Here is a 19,748-nt window from a genome sequence, read left to right on the forward strand (position 1 = left end):
CTCCTTTTCATTCTCTTGGATTTGCCCAGTTCTCCATTCTCTGGGTTACTTTTTCCTGCTCTTTTTCTGATTAGCTTAATCAACTTAGTCTAAACTCCAGTCATTTAGGCTGGCGATAGAATCCATTTAAATTGAAATTAAATTGAAATTACAATTTTGCCAATCGCCGAACCAGTTTCTAAGAGTTGATGTGCTTTGGCAATATCAGCAAGTTGAAATACTTCACTGACATGGATTTTTAGCTTGCCAGTATCAAATAAAGCAGCACTTTCACTGAGGACTTTTGCCTGTTGCACTTGCAAAGCAGTTTTACCCAATAACATGGGGGTTAGCATCAGTTCAAAGCTAAATCGCAGGTTGCGGGTACGGGCTACTTTCCAGCTTATATCGGCTGGCGGTTCGAGAATGGTAACGAGATCGCCACAGATTTTAACCGCAGGAAAGCTTTGCTCAATAACCTTTCCTCCAACCGTATCAAAAACAATGTCTACTCCTTCGCCCTTTGTCCAGTTGATGGCAGCTTCGACAAAATCATTATCCTTATAAGCGATCGTTAAATCTGCCCCTAAGCCTCTAGCAAATCTTGCCTTCGCTTCCGAGCCAATAGTCGTACAGACATTTGCTCCTCTCAACTTAGCCAGTTGAATGGCTACATGCCCGACACCTCCTGCACCTGCATGAATCAGGACATTGGGGCTGATGCTTGCTGATTGGAGATTAGCGCGATCGTACAGAGCTTCCCATGCGGTAAGTAAGACCAAAGGGACGGCAGCAGCTTCTTCAAAACTAAGAGACTTGGGCTTATGGGCGGCGAACTTTTCATCAATAGTGGTCAGTTCAGCATAGTTGCCTTGGTGTAGTCCTAAGCCACCATTACAAAAATAAACTTGATCGCCTACTTTAAACTTGCTAACTTCAGAGCCGATCGCTTCGACAACGCCCGCACCATCACAACCAAGAATTGCGGGCATGCGCTCGGGCTGGAATGTTCCTCGAACGCGGATTTTAGTGTCAATGGGATTGATCCCTGCGGCTTTGAGTCGTACTAATATCTCGGTAGGGGATTGAATAGTCGGATCGGGGATATCAGCTATTTGCAATACATCGGGATCACCAACTGCGGTCATCAAAATTGCTTTCATTTACTGCTTTCTCCTGATATATAGCTATATTCACTTAAGTCAGGACATCAGACCCAATAGAGAGTTGCGGCGCTTCGCGCCGCAACTCTCTATTGGGTCTGATTTTTGTCCTAACATTACTGACTATAGCTATAAATATGGCGAAATAAATATGGCGCTCCACGATGTACTTAGCCTAAAAAATATTATTTCTGAGGCGCGATTGGATTATATCTTGCTATGGCGTTATTGTGGGGGGGCGGTAGGTCTGGGGCTAACATTGGGAGAAGGCGGCTGACGAATGACATTATTATCGCCAGTACGCGGTGCATTCTGTAAGGAACGAGTTTGCCAATCACCAAAAAATCGATTCATGGCGGCAAAGCCCAGAATTGCAGCTCCACTCATGATCACTAGTAGCACGATGATCGTCGTCCAAGTCTCTACAATCTCCGCAATGCCATAACGGGTGCGATAGGGATCGATCTTGCACAGATTATCGCGATCGCGAGCTACAACGGGACGACGAAATCTTAAACGATGATCATCCAGCTTTTCTAACAAAATCCATCCAGCTTGGGATTCTTCTGCGCATACTTTGCTCAAAACCTTCCGACTGCGAAAACCACCGCTATTAGTACGTAAGATTTTAAATTCCCAGCCCTTGGGCTGATCGCTAGATGTGTTGGACTCATAGCGAGTAAGGTTTTCTTCTTCCACTTCTTCCCGCCGCCTATTACCTTGTTTTGCTCGAAATATTCTGTCGATAATCACGGACTGAATCCCAACATCGAGGATGATAGCACTGATGATGATTGCATTAACGGTCAGCATGATGCTTGATTAATCCTATTAGCAGCATAGCAGCTTGATAATCAGCAAAAGTATACATGGTGATGTGGGCTATTGTGCTCAAGATTTTGACTGAAATATTGATTTATCTTTCTCATGTTTTGGCGATCGTTTGGCGATCGCGTTATGATTACTAATACAGTAAAATCGTTAGCTTTTGATAAATCACCTATGAACTCTATTGTCCTGATGGCAGAAGTGCTAACCGATCCAGAGCTACGCCGCACACCCGATAATCAAAGCTCGATCGCTTCATTTCTCGTGCAGTTTGCGGGCGGACGTGCTGATGATCCTCCCTATCGTATCAAGGTTGTGGGCTGGAATAATTTGGCAGATGAAATTGTTGAAAAATACCATAAAGGCGACCAAGTTGTAGTTGAAGGTCGTCTTCGTATCGACACTGTCGATCGCGGTACCTATAAAGAGAAACGGACGGAATTAGTGGCTCAACGCATTCATAGCTCTGGCGGTAGCACTAGCTCTGGCGGTAGCACGACCCCTAGCATATCAGCTCCTCGTGTCGCTCCTAGCACCGCCCCAAGTAATGTCGTACCAATGTCAACATCCTATGTACCTGTGGCAGCCGCAGCTCCCGATTATGACGATATCCCATTTTAAATTCAGAAAAAAGAGGATGCATAGCATCCCCTTTTTTCTGAATTTATCGTAAAGCCGATGATGAGATTTGAACTCACGGCCTGCTGATTACGAATCAGCTGCACTACCCCTGTGCTACATCGGCATAGTAGATGGCATAGATAGATGTTTTGAATACATCTTTTTTGCGAAAGCAATTATAGCATCATCGCACATTTTACAAAAAATAGAAAATTGCTAGCCAAGAGATCGATCGTGGACATTTTATCGTTGGGGTTTCGAGATCTAACTGCCGCGATCGCCTCTTACGGGCTTGGCATAGCGATCGCCTTTTCGCATATCTTTACATCTCCTGTCTATGGTGCCGAACAAATTCGCTTCTGGTATTCCCCTGCTGGCGAATTTACTATATATATTGACGATTTGGAGAAGTTTGCCAAGGAAGGAAAACTCAGTAAACGTTTGGGATTCTATCTCGATCGATTACCAGAGCAGCAAAAAGCTCAATTTCGCGAAGCATTATCGACCCGCTACAACATCAGTCATGTTACGGCTTCTCAATTTACCTACTCTCCGATTGGTGAAATTTTAGTACGTCGCTTAGGCAGAATTTTACAGATAACTCCACAACAAAATGGATTTTATGCTTTGCGGGCGGCGTTGATTCTCTCTGCAAATAGTGAAGAGGGATTGAGTATTCTCAATATTTTAAAAAGATATCCCGTTCCGATTATTTATTTGGACTTGCCAAGCGGTTTACAAGCCTATGCCGAATTCTCTCAATTAGTATATAAAAAGGAACTGGCGATCGCCGCTATTCAACAACAAGTGATCGCGGAAACTAAGAACAACCAAAATGAGAATAAAACACTAACCAACATTAACGATCTGCGCCGATCAGGCAAAGTAGTCTGGACTAAGGAGCAGTTTAGCTATTTCCAAAGCGATCGCCATGTTCAAATTCCTGTAGATCTGTATCTACCGCAAGGATTGAGCCATCCCGCTCCCTTAATAGTCATTTCCCATGGACTTGCCTCTAATCCCGATACTTTTCAATATTTATCGCAACATCTCGCTTCCAATGGCTTTGCAGTCGCAGCTCTAGAACATCCTAAAACTGGCAGTCGTGACTTTGCCGCTTTTCTGTCTGGTTTAAGTAACGCTCCACAACCAGAGGAAGCGATTTAACGTTCGCGAGATGTGAAGTATCTACTGAATGCTTTAGAACAAAAGGTCAAAACCGATGCTCGATGGCGCGATCACTTCAATCCAGAACAAGTGGGATTGATTGGGCATTCTCTTGGTGGTTATACGGTGTTAACGTTAGGCGGCGCTCAATTAAACTTCAAGCAGATTAATCAAGAATGTGGTATCCCCGAACCAAATATTTCTTCTTTTAACATCTCCAAGGTTCTGCAATGTCGCTTTAGCTCGTCAGATGCCAGTAACGTTGACCTAAGCGATCCTCGCGTCAAAGCAATCTTAGCCATAAATCCTCTCGGTGGCAGCACGCTCTTAGGGAAAGAAGGAATGCAAAATATTAGGATTCCTACGGCTATTTTTGCTAGCGGCGATGATTTGTTTACCCCTGCGGTTCCTGAACAGTTTTTTCCTTTTGTATGGTTAACTACTCCTCAAAAATATTTAGTGACCTTTCCCAAAGGTACACATTTTTCTTTCCTAGAGAGAAGCGATCGCGGCGTTTTGGTAGTTCCTGAAACTATCTTAGGCGAGAAACCAGAGTTTACGCATCCCTATGCCAAAGCATTTAGTCTTGCCTTCTTTCAAACCTATCTCAATAATCATCCTGAGTTTGCGACTTATCTAAATAATACCTATATCCAAGCGATCGCACCGTCACAATTTCCCGCTTCATTGACGAGTAACTTCTCAGAAGATCAACTTCGTCAATCGCTAGAATCATCTCCATAAACAATAAGTGCGGCGCGGTAAAGCCACACAACACTTATTGTTTATTTTGGGAGCGCTCAGGAAATAAAATTTGCCGCCATTCTCTTCTTGGGCTTTGATTTTGTCCTAAAGCAAGTCTTAAAGCAAGTGACGACAGCATTTAACTATTTCTGCAACCGTCTTAGCTCATCCTGTAAGGCTTGAACTCTATCTTTAAGTTCGTCTACATTGTTCGTATTAGGACTAGAGCTTTCGCTATCCTCATCGTCAATCGCGATCGTGCGGGGAGCGTCCTTGCCACTGGGGCTTGACGAAGTCTGGGTTTCCCCAATTGGCTTTTGGGAGTTACGCACGAGGTCATCAACAAATTTCTTTGCTTCTTCGGTTGTCATCTCGCCCCGCTCTACGAGATCATCAGCTAATTTACCTGCTTGAGTGCGCAGTTCGCTGAGGGTTTCGCCTGCTTTTTCCCCAGCAACAGTTGCCAAGCCAAGTCCTAGATAAAACGCTTTTTGGACGATGCCACCAAATGGATTCATTGCCATTATTCCTAGAAATATTGAGTGACAGAAAAAATGATCTCTTGCGTTTATTTTAACATTAAAAACTAAACCCAGAAGCGAGTACCGCCCGCGTAGCGGGCGGTACTCGCTTCTGGGTTTTAAGTTTACTTATACCTAACTACTTAATTACAAAATCGACGATCGCGAGATATCTTGTCCCGTAATGAGGGTATGCGATCGCCAAGAGGGATCGGTGTCGGGGAAGTCATCTCGATAATGAGCACCACGACTTTCAGTGCGGAACAAAGCCGATCGCATTAACAAATAGGCATAATCAGCAAGATTACGGGTTTCTATCCATAGGCGCGATGGTTCGGCAAGGTTGATTAATTCATCTTGCCATCTAATAATTTGGGTCAAGGCAGTTTCCAACTCAGCTTGCACCCGACAGATTCCCGCCGCTTGCCAACTGAGGGTCTGAATTACCCATTTAATATTTTGAATAGTTGCCGAATTCCCCCGATCAGCGAGTTGCGGGGCGATCGCTTTGGGCAGTACAAAAATTTGCGTGGGTTGAGCGCAAACCCTTTCTGCTAAACGTTCGCCAAAAACAAAACATTCTAAAAGCGAATTGCTAGCCAAACGATTAGCTCCATGCACACCCGTACTAGCAGCTTCGCCCACCGCATATAATCCCTCAATGGAAGTAGCGCCATCGGAATCAACCACAATCCCACCCATACAATAATGGGCGGCAGGAGTTACGGGAATAGGAGTAGAGAAAATATCAATTTGCCACTGTTGACAAATTTTGATGATATTGGGAAAGCGATGGGAAATTGTGTGCTTCGGAATGGGTTGTAAATCTAGAAATACAGTTGCTTCTTTAGTTTGTTGGAGATGGCTAAAGATAGCGCGGCTGACTACATCTCTGGGGGCGAGTTCTCCTTTAGGATGATAATTAAAGGCAAATCGATCGCCTTGGCGATCGATTAAATGCGCTCCCTCTCCACGCACAGCCTCACTGATTAAAAATCTAGGTGCATCGGGTAAGGCGAGGGCAGTGGGATGGAACTGCACGAATTCCATATCACGAATTACCGCTCCCGCTCGCCACGCGATCGCTACTCCATCTCCCGTACTAGATGGAGGATTAGTATTTTGAGAAAAAACCTGTGCGCCTCCCCCAGCCGCCAACACCACGATGGGGGAAACTAAACAACCAATTTCCTGATCTCGATCTAGATAAAAAACACCACCACAGCGCCCCTTATCCATATGCAGATCCAAAACTAGGGTTTGACTCAAAACCTGAATTTGAGGATTTTGCAGTACGGCTGCCGCTAGCTTTGATACCAAGGCTCGACCCGTTGTATCCGCAGAATGTAACACTCTCCGCATTGAATGGGCAGCTTCTAGGGTTAAGGCTAAGCTGCCATCTTCAGCGCGATCAAAGTCAACCCCAAGAGCGATCAATTGTTGAATTTGTCGGGGTGCAGCATTAACTAAAATATCTACGGCTTCTGCTTCACATAGACCAACGCCAGCCTGTAGAGTATCTTTGCCGTGAAACTGAGGCGCATCATTTTTGTCGATAACTGCCGCTATTCCTCCTTGCGCCCAATCACTCGCAGAGGTTGATAGGTTATCTTTGGTCGCTAACCCAATACGCCAGTTTGGTGCTAATTCAGTGATTCGGAGAGCAGTATATAGACCAGCAGCACCGCTGCCGACGATCAAAGCGTCAAACCTTGTTTGGTTCATCAAGTAAAGCTAAGTTGTCAGTATTCGATAGGTATTCGATATTAGATCAATTTGACACTCTCCACACCCAATTCCAGTATATAGCAACGTAAGGTTTGCTGAGGACATAAACCCGAAGAGACAAGTGGCGGTGCGAAGCGCCGCCACTTGTCTCTTCGGGTTTGTTTGCCCTTTTTTGTTTGAATTTATAGCGCTTCGCGCTCAAACCCAAACCAAGGAAATTCTTGAAAGCGTTGCAAAGCAACGCTTTCAAGAATTTCCTTGTGGTTCGTTTGAGCGATAATCGCTGTTAAGTAGCGAAGCATAAAAAGAGCGTACCGCCCGCCTAGCGAGTGGTACGCTCTCTAATTTGGTTTTTTAATTATGCTCAACTACTTAGAAAAAACTGGGAATACCGTTGGGACGGAGATCTTTAAAGTCTAAAATCTTACGAACTACATCGATTGTAGACTGCGAGTTTTCAATTGGAATTAAAGGTGATAGCTGTCCTGGAAGAACTTGCATTACAGGAGGCATATCCCTAGTAAATACACTAATCGTCCGCTCGATCAGCGATCGCTCACCCTTCGCAAAAGCATTGGTATAGGTGCAATTGTTTGTTGCTTGAGGTAGCCCTGCAACATTAAACAACCCAATTGGAACGCCCTGTGAAGTGGTCAAAAATCGCGCCACGCTCTCTGTGAGAATGCTCGTCGTCTGAATTTGCGTGAAATAGTCATAGACTTTAGTATTACGGTCAATGATCCCGACACGCTGAGAATCGATACCAGAGATAGTTCTTAAAGTTCCGTAGGCAGAGGGATCGCTGGGTAAGATAAGACTAATGGCAGAAAAGTCTTTGAGTAGCTGAACTTCGCTATAGCCTAAAGGACGATTATTCACATCGAACAATCTGACAACTAAGCGATCGCCTGGATTTAATCCACGGATAAAGGTAGCGCGTTGGTTAATTGTGAAGCGATAATCCCCTAAAAACCGCTCTTCGAGAAATCCTTTAGGACGCTTGGAACGGAGGGACAATCTGGCAATGACCTGAGATGTACTTGCGGGGTTTTGCAAAACTGCAAGGCTAAAATGTCCGCGATGGGGATTCTTTTTTGACATTTCCACGCCTTCAGGCTGCTTTTCGTCGCGATCGCGATCTTTGCGATCGTCACCCTCATAGTCATCATCTTCATCACCACGCTCCTTTCTAGATACAATGATCGGTTTCAACGGTTTGACCGAACTATCAGTCTGGACGTTAGTGGTCTGGACGATGGTAGTTTGACTGGATTGCGTATTGGTCGATTGAGAACTAGAGATTCCTAAATCTCGATCAGACAGTCCCGAACCATTTCCAGAATTATTGTAGGAGTTATTAGAGGAATTGCTCGAAGCAGTTGTAATGGAAGTCACCTTTCCAGTATTGATTTCAGACAATCTCGTCGTGGTAATGGAAGAGAAAGTCCTGATTTCTTCAATCTCAAATCTCGAATCTTTCACTCCATTAGGCAAGTCGTAGCGAACGCTAGTAATAGCCTTGAGATCGCCATTGTAAATATCGTCAAGAGAGATCTTTTCGCTGAGTAAATTTAACGGAATTACTTCCACAGGAGCAATTTGCCGCCCTGAATTTTTGGAGAGGAGTCTTGCCCCTGAGTTGGTATAAACTTCGCGCCATTCCCCAGAACGCCTTACATACAGTTGATAAACAGCATTCGCATAGGTTGTAGAAGGCTTATTAGCAATATCGAAGAGAATGCCAATACTAGAAAGATTGCCCGAATTATCAAGTAGGCGTAGTAACTGAACTCCTGTCTGCCAATCCTGTGGAACTTGGGCGATCGTTTGTGGAGTCAATGGGGCGGCGATCGCTTCTAACGTAGAGAGAAAAGGTGTCGTAGTGAGGGTTGCAGCAATAATCGATAAAGAAGCTTTCTGGATTCTATTACTCAGTTGATTGCGAAAATTTTTACGGAAAATATTCATTATGATTTATTCCTAGCTCAATTTACTACGTGATTTGTGCTATGTGCTTTTGTACTATGTACTTTTGTGCTATGTACTTTTGTGCTATGTAGCTAAGGGACTTGCGAGAAAAAAGATACCAATCCAGATCTGCCAGAATCGTTGGGGCGGCGGAGCCGTCCCAACAATTCTGGTTTTATATTTGGTACTTCATTAAATCGCAAGTCCCTAAGCATAAGTAAACTTACAACCTAGATGAGCGTACCGCCCGCTACGCGGGCGGTACGCTCTCTGGCTTTGGTTTTTAACTATGCCGAACGACTTACGTGATTTGCTAGAGCCAAACAGGAATGCTGGATGAATGTTGGCGCGTATATTATTGCCGCGAGCCATAGGCAAGCATAAGCAACATGGCATGAATTACGCCACATAATACTCCACGTAAAGAGTTGCCATAGCCCTCAGATATGAGACGATCTGATGAAGCTTTAGTTCCATTTTTTCTAAAAACCTCTCAAACCAATAATTTTTAAAAATTTAGGACTAAATCAATAAACCCCAAAAGAGAATGGTGCTGCACGCCGCACCATTCTCTTTTGGGGCATGTACTAATACATTTACCCACAGCTATAACACTAAGAGAGGCTACAGAAATCGAGATATTTGAATTTGCATCCAAAAATTTTGCAAGCGATCGCAAAAACTAGCGATCGGAAATTTTGGCTGTGCTTGCCACTTATCTAATAGAAAATGTCCCATCGGGGTCAACCGAAAACTATCAGTAATACCTTGACCATCAACCTCGCGCCGCAATATTCCAACTTGGATCAACCATAGCAAGGAATTCTCCGTAATGATTAGGTTGGTCTGATGCGTCAAATATTGGTTTTTAATACCCTCATAGCCAGCGATCGCCCTAAGATTTATACCCTGAATAGCCATATCCGCAAACAACTTCACTGTAAAGGGAGCGCAACGTAACGCTATTTCGGCTCTTTGTACTATTTGGGGCGCATATTCGGCAAAATTTTTGCTATTGGGCTTATCGAGAATTTCAGTTGCCATAACGATAATTTAATATTCTATATCTTTATATTTCAACATATTTTCAATAGGGCAATATCTAAAAAATAATACTAGTAGCCCAGAGCCAAGCTAGCATTATCTTCTTAACGCGGCAAAAGATAGTCGATATACTTTATTAAAATTAAGACAATCTTAATTTAATTGTATCTATTAGGATCTTTCTTATCCTTCTTTTCAGAAGGATCTTTCTTGGGCTTTTTAGTCTCTTTATTGCCCTTTTGTTCTTTAGACATAATTTTCTCTATTGCTAATAAAAGTTGATAATAAATATTTTTAAATGATATTTATTACTATTATTCTAACCCAATTACAAATAATCTGTGGGCTTTGGATCGCGCCCCATAGTAAGCCTATCTTGGGGAGTTATTGTTAGCCCTATGCAATCCTATAGGGTGAAGTGCAATCTAAGGAGACTATTCTATATTTAAACCATTAGTTACTATCAGCAACTATATGTTCCAGCTAGTGAGCGATCGTCATGATGTCTACCCAAAATCCTAAAACTCACTCTCATCCAACTAATGCCCTTGCGATGGGAATGGCACTAAAAAAAATGTATGAGTTAGGTCGTAAAGATTTTGATTACGAAAATTTTTCTGGGCTGAAATTATCATGCTGCAAGCTATCAGCTATTAACTTGACCAGCTCGGACTTGCGAAATGCCGATCTTGACCTCACTGATTTAAGCGAAGCTGATTTGCGCGGGGCAAATTTAGAACAATCAACTTTAAGCTTTACGAACTTGACTAATGCCGATTTGAGCAATGCCAACTTAAGGGAGGCAAATCTGGGGGGAGCTGATTTAAGTGGCGCAATTCTAAGAGGAGCAAGTCTTCAAAACGCGAATTTACGGGGTGCGAATCTGAGCAACGCTCATCTTGAGTTTGCTAATCTGCAAGGAGCCGATCTGACGGGGGCAAATTGCTTTAGCTGCAATTTTAGTTACGCTAACCTGCAAAATGCTGATTTGACTGAAGCCAATTTAGACAATACAAACTTACTCAAAAGTGATTTCACGAATGCATTACTCCTAGGAACCAGCTTAAACAATACGAGCCTCGAAGAGACAAATTTGTAAGTAATTGAGTAAATTGAGTAAATAAAATTAGTTTCTGGCAATCTTCAGACTCAATTGTCCGCCTCAATCCCGATCGCGAGTCTGCTGTAAACCGTTGCTAAGGCGTTGGCATCACCGACATTACCAGGGAATAGGATAACGGGAAGATCGGGGAAACGGGGATGATCGGCTGGAGTACGTACCACCGAACAACCCGCAAGGATCTGTCCCAATAGTCTTGCTGTAGGTAAATTTAAACCTTTGCTTAAAACATCGTTAGAAGTAATCCCCCCCTTACTAATTAAAAAGCCAATATCGGCTGGTAAATTCTGGACGATCGCCATTAATAGGGCTGAGACAGATTGCCCAAAGGCAAGGCGTGTTGCAATATCGGTAAATTCCAATTCTTTACGACTGGTAAATACTACAGCTGTTTTTCCTGCTGCGTGAGCCTGCTGCACCTGCAATAGGGCTTCCTCTTGTAGTATTTTTGACTGAGTCGCGGGATCTTGTAACAGACGAGAGACATCAATCTCCACGGGGAAGGTATTGGGGGCTTTGAGTAGATTTTCGAGTTGTTCCGTTGTTTTTTTGACATGGGAACCAACGATCGCCACGCCTGCTTTGTGTGATCGCATATATTTTGACATGTCCTCAGCAGCGATCGGCTGCGGGGGCAACTTGGCAAGGGCTGTCAATAAACTTGCGGCACTGCGGAAAAGAAACCGTTTGCCCGTAGCGGCGATCGCCAAAACATCCGAGGCAAATTGATTGAGATCGGCTTGGTTTTCAGCATCAACCACACCGCATTGATTATCGGACAAACGCGCCAAACGCTGCCGAAGGCCCGAACGAATATCCCCCAACAAAAATCGCTGTACATTTGCCGCAGGAATTTTCCCCTTAGTTTTTTCCTCGACATAATCAGGTAAATAACTATGTCGATAGCCAAATACTGAATCCTTGGCAAATTCAGTTTCGTGGACTGGAGTCGGTACGCCATTGACAACTAAATAATGAATGCTGGATTTCGTAAAGCGTCCACCTTCAAAAAAGGCAGGCACTAAAAAATGTGCATCGAAATCACCTAGCTCTTCGGCGATCGCATCCGTCTCGACGGGATAATGTCCCCGCAGAGTCGAATCGGAACGACTGACAATCAAAAATTCTTGAATACCTTCAGCAGCTAGAGCAGGCTTGAGATTGCGGCAAACTTCACGAGTCACTTTGGTGGCATATTCGGCAGTAAGCGATCGGGTATTGGTCAATACAAACATAATCGGTGAAGCATCCGCTAAACCGATCCGCAAAGTATCAACATCCCATCTAGTTAGTAATAGACAGCTATGCACTGTTTGCGAACCTGTCGGATCATCATCAAGCACAATAATTTTGGGTTGCCGAGAAGAAGTAGCTGCCATTGCTTTCTAGATAGCGTTTGTCTGATGAGTATACCAATCGCCAAGACAATTTGTGACGATTCGCTTTAATAGAATGGTTTTAAAGCTTGCAAAATTACGGCTGACGCGCGTTTTGCATCTTCAGGTTGATCAAGGGTTAGACATACCTCAGCTAATCGTTTTTCTAGTGACTCAAAGGTTTCGTAGGTTTGAAACAAAGTTTGGATTAAATCGTCAATGTCATAGGTATATAGGGCTGACCAATCACGTTCTTGGGGGCTAAAACGATAGTTTAGGGTTGAGAATAGTAAAATTTTGGCATGGAGAGGGCTAATATTCCGCGATATATCCGCACGTAAATCAAACAGATTTGTTAAATGTTTCAGGTTATGCCGATGGGGAACCGTATCAAAGTCATTTTTCTCATGAAGATCGTGGCTAGATATCGACTGGCTAACAGGGACATTCGATACCTCTGGATTTAAAAAGCTATGGGGAAGTTTACCTTCATCACGCAAGGTATAGAGAAAGCCAAGGCTATCAATAATATTATCTGCCGCAAGCAGATAGTCTGATTGCTTACTCAGTTGTTTGACATGGCTATTTAGCTTGTGCTTGAGCATATTGAGATCGGGAAACAGGATCATCAATTCGCGCACAAGTTCACGTACGTGCAACGCTTTAACTTCGTTGACATCATTTGACCAAGAATCATGGCAGGTAAAGAGGATAAGTCGTTTGATGCGAAGTACATTGCTGTCTTGCTCCAAGCTATCTATAACTTCCTCTAGAAGACTTGAATCTTCCATATTTTTGTTAGGCGATGCAATGCTCAGTTGTCATATTGATTGATGAAGGCGGTATACGTCAAGGTAATACCAATGCTCAAAATGGCAACGCCATCAAGAATAGGACATTGCTAGAGCAATATCTCATGGGCTGAACTATGGATGGGATTTACCATCGGGCATAGTTGCTCCGCTAAAGATTGTGCCAATGGTACTAGCACCACTAAGCTCGGCTCTGGTCAAGATGGCATTGCTCAGATCGGCTCCATCTAGATTAGCCCTGACCAAATAAGCATCCACTAAACTGGCTTGACTGAGATTGGCTCGATCAAGAAGCGATCGCGATAAATCGCTGCCTGTAAGTATCGCTTGAATCAATCCTGCATTACTTAAAGTTGCCATACTGAGATTGGCTTTACTCAGATTTGCCCCAAATAAGTTGGCAAGACGCAGATTTGCATTTTTGAGATCCGCCTTCATGAGGTTTGCCCCCTTGAGATTCACCTCGGTGAGATTGGCTTGACTAAGATTTACCTCCGTAAAAATAGTGCCAATAGCGATCGCCCCACTGAGATTTGCCCCCTGTAAATTCACCCTCGAAAGCGTTGCCTCACTGAGATTTGCCCCAGATAAGTCTACCCCTGTAAGATCAGAGCCACTGAGGTTTGCCCCCCGCAAGTCCGCCTTACGTAAATTTGCACCGACCATGTTAGTGGGAGGATAACCCCGTTCCTCACGCATGAGCGCCGCGCTCAGGATCGCACAACGTAAATTTGCCCCACGCAGATTGACACTTCGTAAATCAGCCTCACTCAGATTGGCATCCATTAAGTTAGCAAGGGAAAGATTTGCCCCAAACAGATTGACGCGCTGTAGCATGGCTCCATGTAAGTCTGCCTCCGTGAGGTTTGCACTCATCATGATCGCTTGGTTAAGAGTTGCACCACCAAGTTTTGCACCTGATAAATTGGCATGATTAAAGGTGACTTTATTTAAATAGGCAAAGACAAAATTGGTGCGCCTCAGGTCAGCCTTAGTCAAGTTAATACCGATTAGATCGCTATTAAATAAGTTGGCATTAGCGAGATTTAAGCTAGCAAAGTCACGCCGACCAGAAGCATAGTCTTTCAGGAGTTTTTCTGCGCTCATGATTTAGTTAAATAAGTACTCTGAGCCTTACAAAGTGTTAGTAACGGAATTTGTTTGTGTGGGAATTGAGATCGTAATCCATGCTCCTCCAGTTTCAGGATGATTTTTGGCATCGATCGCGCCATGGTGGAGGGTGACGATCTGACGCACGATCGCTAAACCTAAGCCACTGCCGCCACGATCTAGTCCCGATCTCGTTCTCGATAGATCGATTTGATAAAAGCGATCAAAAATATAGGGTAAAGATTCTTCAGGAAAGCCGTCACCAGCGTCAATGGTTTCTATATGTAGAGTTGAGTCTACCACGCTAGTTTTGATTGTAATCGACTGAAGTGATGGACTATGTTTAATGCTGTTGTCAAATAAGTTGAGCAAGAGTCGATAGATCCGCGACTCATCAAGTTGCCAAGTTAATGACGTATCCCCAATATGGTTGAGCTTGACTTGCTTGCGATTTGCCAATGGCTCAAGAGTTGACCACACCGCCTGTATCAATGGGGATAACTTTACGCCCTTTAGGTTGAGGGGCGGAGCAATGCCGACATCCATCTGTCCAATTTCGAGAAGATCCTGTACGAGTTTTGTCATCCGCTCTACTTCCCCCAGCAGTCGCTCTACCCAAATTTTTGCGGAAGCATCGACGCGGGATTCGATCGTCTCAGCAACCAAACGGATTGATGTCAGGGGTGTTTTTAATTCATGGGCAATATCTGATGTCCAACGATCGCGTTGCTGCGTGATAGCAATTGCCTCTTGCCGATCTTCCAAAAAAATTCCCACCTGACCGCGTCCCAGATAAATACTATGGGCGCGAATTGGTCTGCCTATCTGTGGTACGGGATTAGCGGGATCGGGAATCGCTGGATGAAATACCCAATCAACTTGATCACTGTGGCTGAGCGCGCGCGTTTTTTCGACCAAATGATCGAGTTCGTAGGATCGAATTAGTTGTAATAAAAATGGTTTGCGAAGTAACCCATGATGGTGATTGGCAATACCCATCATAGTGGCCGCCCTTTCATTGCATATCGCTAAGCGATTATCTTGATCGACTTGGATATAGCCAATGGGAGCGACTTCAACAATTTTTGCCAATAGGCTTTCGACTTCATCGTCATCGGGGGCAATGCTCTCTGAGGACTCCCGCTCGAGACGGCTATTTTGATGTAAGTTCTCGGCCCAAGATTTCAGGCTATGGATCGATCGATCTTTAAAACCATTGTGCGATCGCTTCCGAAATTTACGTTTATGTCTTTGTTTGGCATAATTCCAACTTACCCAGCAAGCACTAGTGGCGATCGCACCAATCCCAATCCCTACGAGTAGCCAGAAAAGTTCCATTTTTGTGGTTAAGAAATTATCAGTAAGCCCAAATTCCAAAACTCAAATCCCCAAATTAAAAGGTCGTAAATTCGACCCTTTAATTTTCATAATTTGCAACTTTTAAGCAATTTAGCATAATTAAAAATCAAAACCAGAGAGTGTACCGCCCGCTACGCGGGCGGTACACTCTTCTAGGTTTTAAGTTTACCTATACTTAGCTACTTAGTAAGTTTCAACATGCCAACGGCCGTCTTTTTTGAGTTGCTTTTCAAAATCTTTCCAAACAACATCGCTCTTGGCTGCTGTCTTGGTCATGAACTCAGAAATGCCATCTTCCATACCACGGAGACCGCACATATAGGTATGGGTTGTGGGCTTTTGGAGTAGCTCCCATAACTCATCAGCATATTCAGCCATGCGGTTTTGGATGTACATCTTTTCACCGTTAGCATTTTTTTGTTCGCGGCTAATCGCCACATCGTAGCGGAAATGACGTTTATGTTTATAGGCCATCCACTCTAGATCGGGCTTATACAAAACTGTCGTATCCGTAGGTACACCAAAAAAGAGCCAAGCTAAACCCTTGAACTGGTAATCGGGATGCTGTTCTTTAAACATGCGCCATAGGAATGCACGGAATGGGGCAATACCTGTACCTGTAGCAATCATGATGATTGTGGCATTAGGATCATCGGGTAACAGCATCTCCTTCCCAACTGGTCCCGTTAGCTTCACTTCTTCACCTGGCTTAAGATCGGTCAAAAAGTTAGAGCAGACTCCTTTGATGGTCTCACCTGCTTCATTTTGATACTCTAAACGCTTAACGCTTAAGGATAGGGTTTTACCATCAAGATCGTCACCGAGACGAGTTGAGGCGATCGAGTAGAGACGGAGTTTATTGGGCTTACCGTTCTTGTCTTCACCTGGAGGAACGACACCAATACTTTGACCTTCTAAATAACGAAGATCGCCGCCAGAAATATCAATCTTTACATGACGCGTATCACCAACGGCTCCTGGTCTTACCAGTACATCATTGGAAATACATTTTGCCGTAAAGGGATTGGCTGGGCGGTAGATATTGACAGGAATATCTTTTTCTGAATTTGCACTCATGGGAAGTTATATGGACGGTATATGACAGAAGGACACGAAGTCATTATATTTTCAAATGCCACCTGTCGGTATTCTGTAACCTAAAGATCTCTTTAGTGGGGCAAATATTACATGTTTGTTAATATTGTGCACCCATGATACGGACTGGCTGAGACCTGCTAGAACTAATTGAGACATCACATCTAGCAGCTTTGTGTCAGCTTGTCTATGTTATTATCGATACAATTGCTACAAAATATCAACTTAAGGTACTTGCTATAAACTACTTATTCGTAGTAAAGAGCGAAAAGTACCTAGAAATGCTTCAGTAGGATCCTATTTTCTATTATCTAGGCTGATTTTTTATCTTTCAGTACCCAGCTATTTAAGGCTAAAAAATCGGTTTTATTAAAAAATATTGGAAGTGACCTATTTGCATTTCTAATAAAACTAATTTTGATAGTGGAGATTGCTATCTGAATCAAGGATTTGGCTTGGAACGCGAAAATTTTAGAGTTATTAAAGTTAGGAGTCTAGAGGAGGCTACTTTGCGTACAACGGGTGCATTTGCTCTCATCGATAGTGTGAGAAGGCAAGGAGTGAAACATATTTTTGGTTATCCTGGTGGAGCAATACTGCCAGTGTACGACGAAATCTATCAGGCCGAGGCAAGGGGCGAGATCAAACATTACCTTGTCCGCCACGAGCAGGGCGCTGTCCATGCTGCCGATGGTTATGCCCGAGCGACTGGGCAGGTGGGAGTATGTGCTGCCACTTCTGGACCTGGAGCCACTAATCTCGTCACTGGTATCGCCACAGCCCAAATGGATTCGATTCCTCTAGTGGTGATCACAGGACAAGTCCCTTCCTACGCAATTGGTACTGATGCCTTCCAAGAAACCGATATTTGGGGGATTACTTTACCCATCGTCAAGCATTCCTATGTGATTCGTAAGCCTGAGGACATCGCGCGGATCGTTGCTGAAGCTTTTTATATCGCAGGGACTGGTCGCCCAGGACCAGTATTAGTTGATATTCCTAAGGATATTGCTCAACAGGAGTTTGATTATAATCCTGATGTGCAGATCGATCTTCCTGGCTATCAGCCTAAGGTGAAAGGACATTTGCATCAGATTGCGGCGGCGATCGCGTTAATTCGCGAGTCTAAGCGCCCCTTACTCTACGCGGGTGGTGGTGCAGTGCTTGCCGATGCCCATGCCGAGATTGCCGAATTAGCGAAGCGTTTCCAATTACCCGTAACCACAACCCTCATGGGTAAGGGGGCTTACGATGAAAACAATTACCTTTCTGTCGGGATGTTGGGAATGCATGGTACTGCCTATGCCAACTTTGCGGTTCAAGGCTGCGATTTGTTGATCGCGATCGGAGCGCGATTTGATGATCGCGTTACGGGACGCTTAGATAAATTTGCCCCCGACGCTAAAGTCATTCACATTGACATCGATCCTGCGGAAGTTGGCAAAAATCGCAAACCCGATGTGCCCATCGTCGGCGACGTAAAGGAAGTACTACAAGCAATGCTTGAAGCCACTAGTTACGAAGAAAATATACAAACCAAAGATTGGTTTGTCCAAATCGATCATTGGAAAGAGGACTATCCCCTTGAAGTCCCCACCTATGACAATGTGTTATCGCCCCAGCAAGTCATCTATGAATTTGGCAGACAAGCTCCCAATGCTTGTTTTACAACCGATGTCGGACAGCATCAAATGTGGGCAGCTCAACTGATCAAAACCGCTCCTCGCAAGTGGATTTCCAGTGCAGGGCTTGGCACGATGGGCTATGGAATGCCTGCGGCAATGGGGGCAAAGGTGGCTCTCCCCGAAGAGCAAGTCATCTGTATTAGCGGTGATGCCAGCATTCAGATGAACATTCAGGAGCTGGGAACTTTGGCGCAGTACGGCATCAAGGTCAAAGTGATCGTCGTCAACAACGGTTGGCAAGGCATGGTACGCCAGTGGCAAGAGAGCTTTTATGACGAGCGCTATTCCTCTTCCAACATGGAAGTCGGTATGCCAGACTTTGTAAAACTTGCCGAAGCCTTTGGCATCAGGGGCGTAAAGGTAATTGAACCTAGCGATTTACAATCGGCAGTTGCGGAGATCCTTGCCTATGATGGTCCCGTATTTGCTGACTTTCGAGTTAAGCGCGATGAAAACTGTTATCCCATGGTTCCCCCTGGAGCCAGTAATGCGGAAATGGTCGGCTTGCAAACGCCTAAGAGCTCACCTATCAATCCAAAAATCTCCGAACCTGTGGCTCAATTAGAGCGAGCCTTGGTTTAAAGAAAAGCGATGATGGCGCGACCTAAGCTATAGCGATCGCTGCGCGATCGCTATAGCTTTTGGGATTTTATATTTAATTGCACCTGTCTACTTAGCTGTCATCAGCGACCTTAGAGAAATCCCCTCGCTGAGCGAAGGGATTTCTCTTTTTGATGATAATTAGCGGCGGTGTTATGCTTTTGCTTTGTTTAAATAAAAAACTATGACACCAGAGAAGTCCTATCGCCCAAATGTGGGGATTATTGTTTTTAACCGTAAAGGTGAGGTGCTAGTCGGCGAGCGTTTAGGTGTACCTGATTCATGGCAATTTCCCCAAGGAGGAATTGATGATGGTGAAGATCCTCAAGTGGCAGCTTTGCGAGAACTTTACGAAGAAGTGGGTATCAATAATGCCGTATTAGCCTACGTGCATCCCGAATGGTTGTATTATGACTTTCCCCCAACCCTAAAATTGTCTGGTAAATGGGCAAACTATTGTGGTCAAAGGCAACGTTGGTTTGCTTTCTATTGGGATCATCCCGCTTCTGAATGTCAGCTAGATGTTCACGATCGCGAGTTTCGGGTCGTACAATTTATGGCGATCGAGCAAACCTTAGAGTCGATTGTTAGATTTAAAAGAGAAGTTTATCAACAGGTAGTCAAGATTTTCACCCCTGTTATTCGCGATTACATAGGTAAATTACCGTGAATACCAGTTAACTCAAGAATCAATAAATCTAGTTTTCTACAATTAACTCTGTAACTCACTCTGTAATTAACTAAATATACATTTCTATAGACTCACGATAAGTACTTGTGCAAAATAAATTACTAAAACCCATAAAGTTGCGCCCCTACGGGGCGCAA

At 44.1% G+C, this 19,748-nt stretch carries 17 protein-coding genes and 1 tRNA gene; 6 read left to right on the forward strand and 12 right to left on the reverse strand.

Annotation, left to right across the window (positions count from 1 at the left end):
• Positions 1–137: 137 nt before the first annotated feature.
• Positions 138–1,142: a zinc-dependent alcohol dehydrogenase family protein gene (locus PSE7429_RS11705; RefSeq protein ID WP_009627403.1), complete on the reverse strand. Its 1,005-nt coding sequence runs from the start codon at positions 1,140–1,142 to the stop codon at positions 138–140.
• A gap of 225 nt (positions 1,143–1,367) precedes the next feature.
• A complete protein-coding gene (locus PSE7429_RS23600) occupies positions 1,368–1,955 on the reverse strand; it encodes a hypothetical protein (RefSeq protein ID WP_009627404.1) in 588 nt (195 codons plus the stop codon).
• A gap of 189 nt (positions 1,956–2,144) precedes the next feature.
• Between PSE7429_RS23600 and PSE7429_RS11715 the strand changes: the two genes are divergently transcribed.
• Positions 2,145–2,591 (forward strand): single-stranded DNA-binding protein, encoded by a 447-nt coding sequence (locus PSE7429_RS11715; protein WP_040688382.1) that lies wholly within the window; start codon positions 2,145–2,147, stop codon positions 2,589–2,591.
• Positions 2,592–2,643: 52 nt separating this feature from the next.
• Here PSE7429_RS11715 and PSE7429_RS11720 read toward each other — a convergent pair.
• Positions 2,644–2,715 (reverse strand) — tRNA-Thr (locus PSE7429_RS11720).
• A 110-nt stretch (positions 2,716–2,825) separates the two neighbouring features.
• On the opposite strand from PSE7429_RS11720, the gene PSE7429_RS25120 reads away from it, so the two are divergent.
• Together PSE7429_RS25120 and PSE7429_RS25125 are read left to right on the forward strand one after the other, a co-directional pair.
• A complete protein-coding gene (locus tag PSE7429_RS25120) occupies positions 2,826–3,758 on the forward strand; it encodes an alpha/beta hydrolase (RefSeq protein WP_009627406.1) in 933 nt (310 codons plus the stop codon).
• A 12-nt stretch (positions 3,759–3,770) separates the two neighbouring features.
• Complete coding sequence (locus tag PSE7429_RS25125) at positions 3,771–4,502, forward strand: alpha/beta hydrolase family protein (RefSeq protein ID WP_009627407.1); 732 nt, start codon at positions 3,771–3,773, stop codon at positions 4,500–4,502.
• 143 nt (positions 4,503–4,645) lie between these two features.
• On the opposite strand, the gene PSE7429_RS11730 is transcribed toward PSE7429_RS25125, so the two are convergent.
• The 4 genes from PSE7429_RS11730 to PSE7429_RS11745 form a co-directional block, all read right to left on the reverse strand.
• Positions 4,646–5,020, reverse strand: a complete 375-nt coding sequence (locus tag PSE7429_RS11730) for a phasin family protein (RefSeq protein ID WP_009627408.1) — start codon at positions 5,018–5,020, stop codon at positions 4,646–4,648.
• Between the two features lie 150 nt (positions 5,021–5,170).
• Entirely contained in the window at positions 5,171–6,748 is a 1,578-nt protein-coding gene (gene nadB, locus PSE7429_RS11735; protein ID WP_009627409.1) for an L-aspartate oxidase, read from the reverse strand.
• A gap of 375 nt (positions 6,749–7,123) precedes the next feature.
• Entirely contained in the window at positions 7,124–8,719 is a 1,596-nt protein-coding gene (locus tag PSE7429_RS23615; protein ID WP_009627410.1) for a hypothetical protein, read from the reverse strand.
• A 624-nt stretch (positions 8,720–9,343) separates the two neighbouring features.
• Positions 9,344–9,763, reverse strand: a complete 420-nt coding sequence (locus PSE7429_RS11745) for an Npun_F0494 family protein (RefSeq protein ID WP_009627411.1) — start codon at positions 9,761–9,763, stop codon at positions 9,344–9,346.
• Between the two features lie 499 nt (positions 9,764–10,262).
• On the opposite strand from PSE7429_RS11745, the gene PSE7429_RS11755 reads away from it, so the two are divergent.
• Positions 10,263–10,862: a pentapeptide repeat-containing protein gene (locus PSE7429_RS11755; RefSeq protein ID WP_009627413.1), complete on the forward strand. Its 600-nt coding sequence runs from the start codon at positions 10,263–10,265 to the stop codon at positions 10,860–10,862.
• 50 nt (positions 10,863–10,912) lie between these two features.
• On the opposite strand, the gene PSE7429_RS11760 is transcribed toward PSE7429_RS11755, so the two are convergent.
• The 5 genes from PSE7429_RS11760 to PSE7429_RS11780 form a co-directional block, all read right to left on the reverse strand.
• Entirely contained in the window at positions 10,913–12,262 is a 1,350-nt protein-coding gene (locus PSE7429_RS11760; RefSeq protein WP_009627414.1) for a four-carbon acid sugar kinase family protein, read from the reverse strand.
• 65 nt (positions 12,263–12,327) lie between these two features.
• Positions 12,328–13,050 carry a hypothetical protein gene (locus PSE7429_RS11765; protein WP_009627415.1) on the reverse strand — a complete coding sequence of 241 codons (723 nt, stop codon included), beginning with the start codon at positions 13,048–13,050 and terminating at the stop codon, positions 12,328–12,330.
• A 135-nt stretch (positions 13,051–13,185) separates the two neighbouring features.
• The gene (locus PSE7429_RS11770; RefSeq protein WP_009627416.1) at positions 13,186–14,178 is read right to left on the reverse strand and encodes a pentapeptide repeat-containing protein; all 993 of its coding nucleotides are present in this window, start codon (positions 14,176–14,178) and stop codon (positions 13,186–13,188) included.
• 27 nt (positions 14,179–14,205) lie between these two features.
• Positions 14,206–15,558, reverse strand: a complete 1,353-nt coding sequence (locus tag PSE7429_RS11775; protein WP_009627417.1) for a sensor histidine kinase — start codon at positions 15,556–15,558, stop codon at positions 14,206–14,208.
• A 165-nt stretch (positions 15,559–15,723) separates the two neighbouring features.
• Positions 15,724–16,617, reverse strand: a complete 894-nt coding sequence (locus tag PSE7429_RS11780; protein ID WP_009627418.1) for a ferredoxin reductase domain-containing protein — start codon at positions 16,615–16,617, stop codon at positions 15,724–15,726.
• 527 nt (positions 16,618–17,144) lie between these two features.
• Between PSE7429_RS11780 and ilvB the strand changes: the two genes are divergently transcribed.
• Positions 17,145–18,902: a biosynthetic-type acetolactate synthase large subunit gene (ilvB, locus tag PSE7429_RS11785; RefSeq protein ID WP_040688393.1), complete on the forward strand. Its 1,758-nt coding sequence runs from the start codon at positions 17,145–17,147 to the stop codon at positions 18,900–18,902.
• Between the two features lie 202 nt (positions 18,903–19,104).
• Complete coding sequence (locus PSE7429_RS11790; RefSeq protein ID WP_009627420.1) at positions 19,105–19,590, forward strand: RNA pyrophosphohydrolase; 486 nt, start codon at positions 19,105–19,107, stop codon at positions 19,588–19,590.
• Positions 19,591–19,748 lie beyond the last annotated feature (158 nt).

The organism is Pseudanabaena biceps PCC 7429, assembly GCF_000332215.1.
GTDB classification, from domain to species: Bacteria; Cyanobacteriota; Cyanobacteriia; order Pseudanabaenales; family Pseudanabaenaceae; genus Pseudanabaena; species Pseudanabaena biceps.

Coding starts and splice junctions, on each gene's coding strand:
- PSE7429_RS11705 (WP_009627403.1), bottom strand. CDS start 1,142: ATGAAAGCAATTTTGATGACCGCAGTTGGTGATCCCGATGTATTGCAA.
- PSE7429_RS11745 (WP_009627411.1), bottom strand. CDS start 9,763: ATGGCAACTGAAATTCTCGATAAGCCCAATAGCAAAAATTTTGCCGAA.
- PSE7429_RS11715 (WP_040688382.1), top strand. CDS start 2,145: ATGAACTCTATTGTCCTGATGGCAGAAGTGCTAACCGATCCAGAGCTA.
- PSE7429_RS11760 (WP_009627414.1), bottom strand. CDS start 12,262: ATGGCAGCTACTTCTTCTCGGCAACCCAAAATTATTGTGCTTGATGAT.
- PSE7429_RS11790 (WP_009627420.1), top strand. CDS start 19,105: ATGACACCAGAGAAGTCCTATCGCCCAAATGTGGGGATTATTGTTTTT.
- PSE7429_RS11770 (WP_009627416.1), bottom strand. CDS start 14,178: ATGAGCGCAGAAAAACTCCTGAAAGACTATGCTTCTGGTCGGCGTGAC.
- PSE7429_RS11755 (WP_009627413.1), top strand. CDS start 10,263: ATGATGTCTACCCAAAATCCTAAAACTCACTCTCATCCAACTAATGCC.
- PSE7429_RS11765 (WP_009627415.1), bottom strand. CDS start 13,050: ATGGAAGATTCAAGTCTTCTAGAGGAAGTTATAGATAGCTTGGAGCAA.
- PSE7429_RS11780 (WP_009627418.1), bottom strand. CDS start 16,617: ATGAGTGCAAATTCAGAAAAAGATATTCCTGTCAATATCTACCGCCCA.
- nadB (WP_009627409.1), bottom strand. CDS start 6,748: ATGAACCAAACAAGGTTTGACGCTTTGATCGTCGGCAGCGGTGCTGCT.
- PSE7429_RS23615 (WP_009627410.1), bottom strand. CDS start 8,719: ATGAATATTTTCCGTAAAAATTTTCGCAATCAACTGAGTAATAGAATC.
- PSE7429_RS23600 (WP_009627404.1), bottom strand. CDS start 1,955: ATGCTGACCGTTAATGCAATCATCATCAGTGCTATCATCCTCGATGTT.
- PSE7429_RS11730 (WP_009627408.1), bottom strand. CDS start 5,020: ATGAATCCATTTGGTGGCATCGTCCAAAAAGCGTTTTATCTAGGACTT.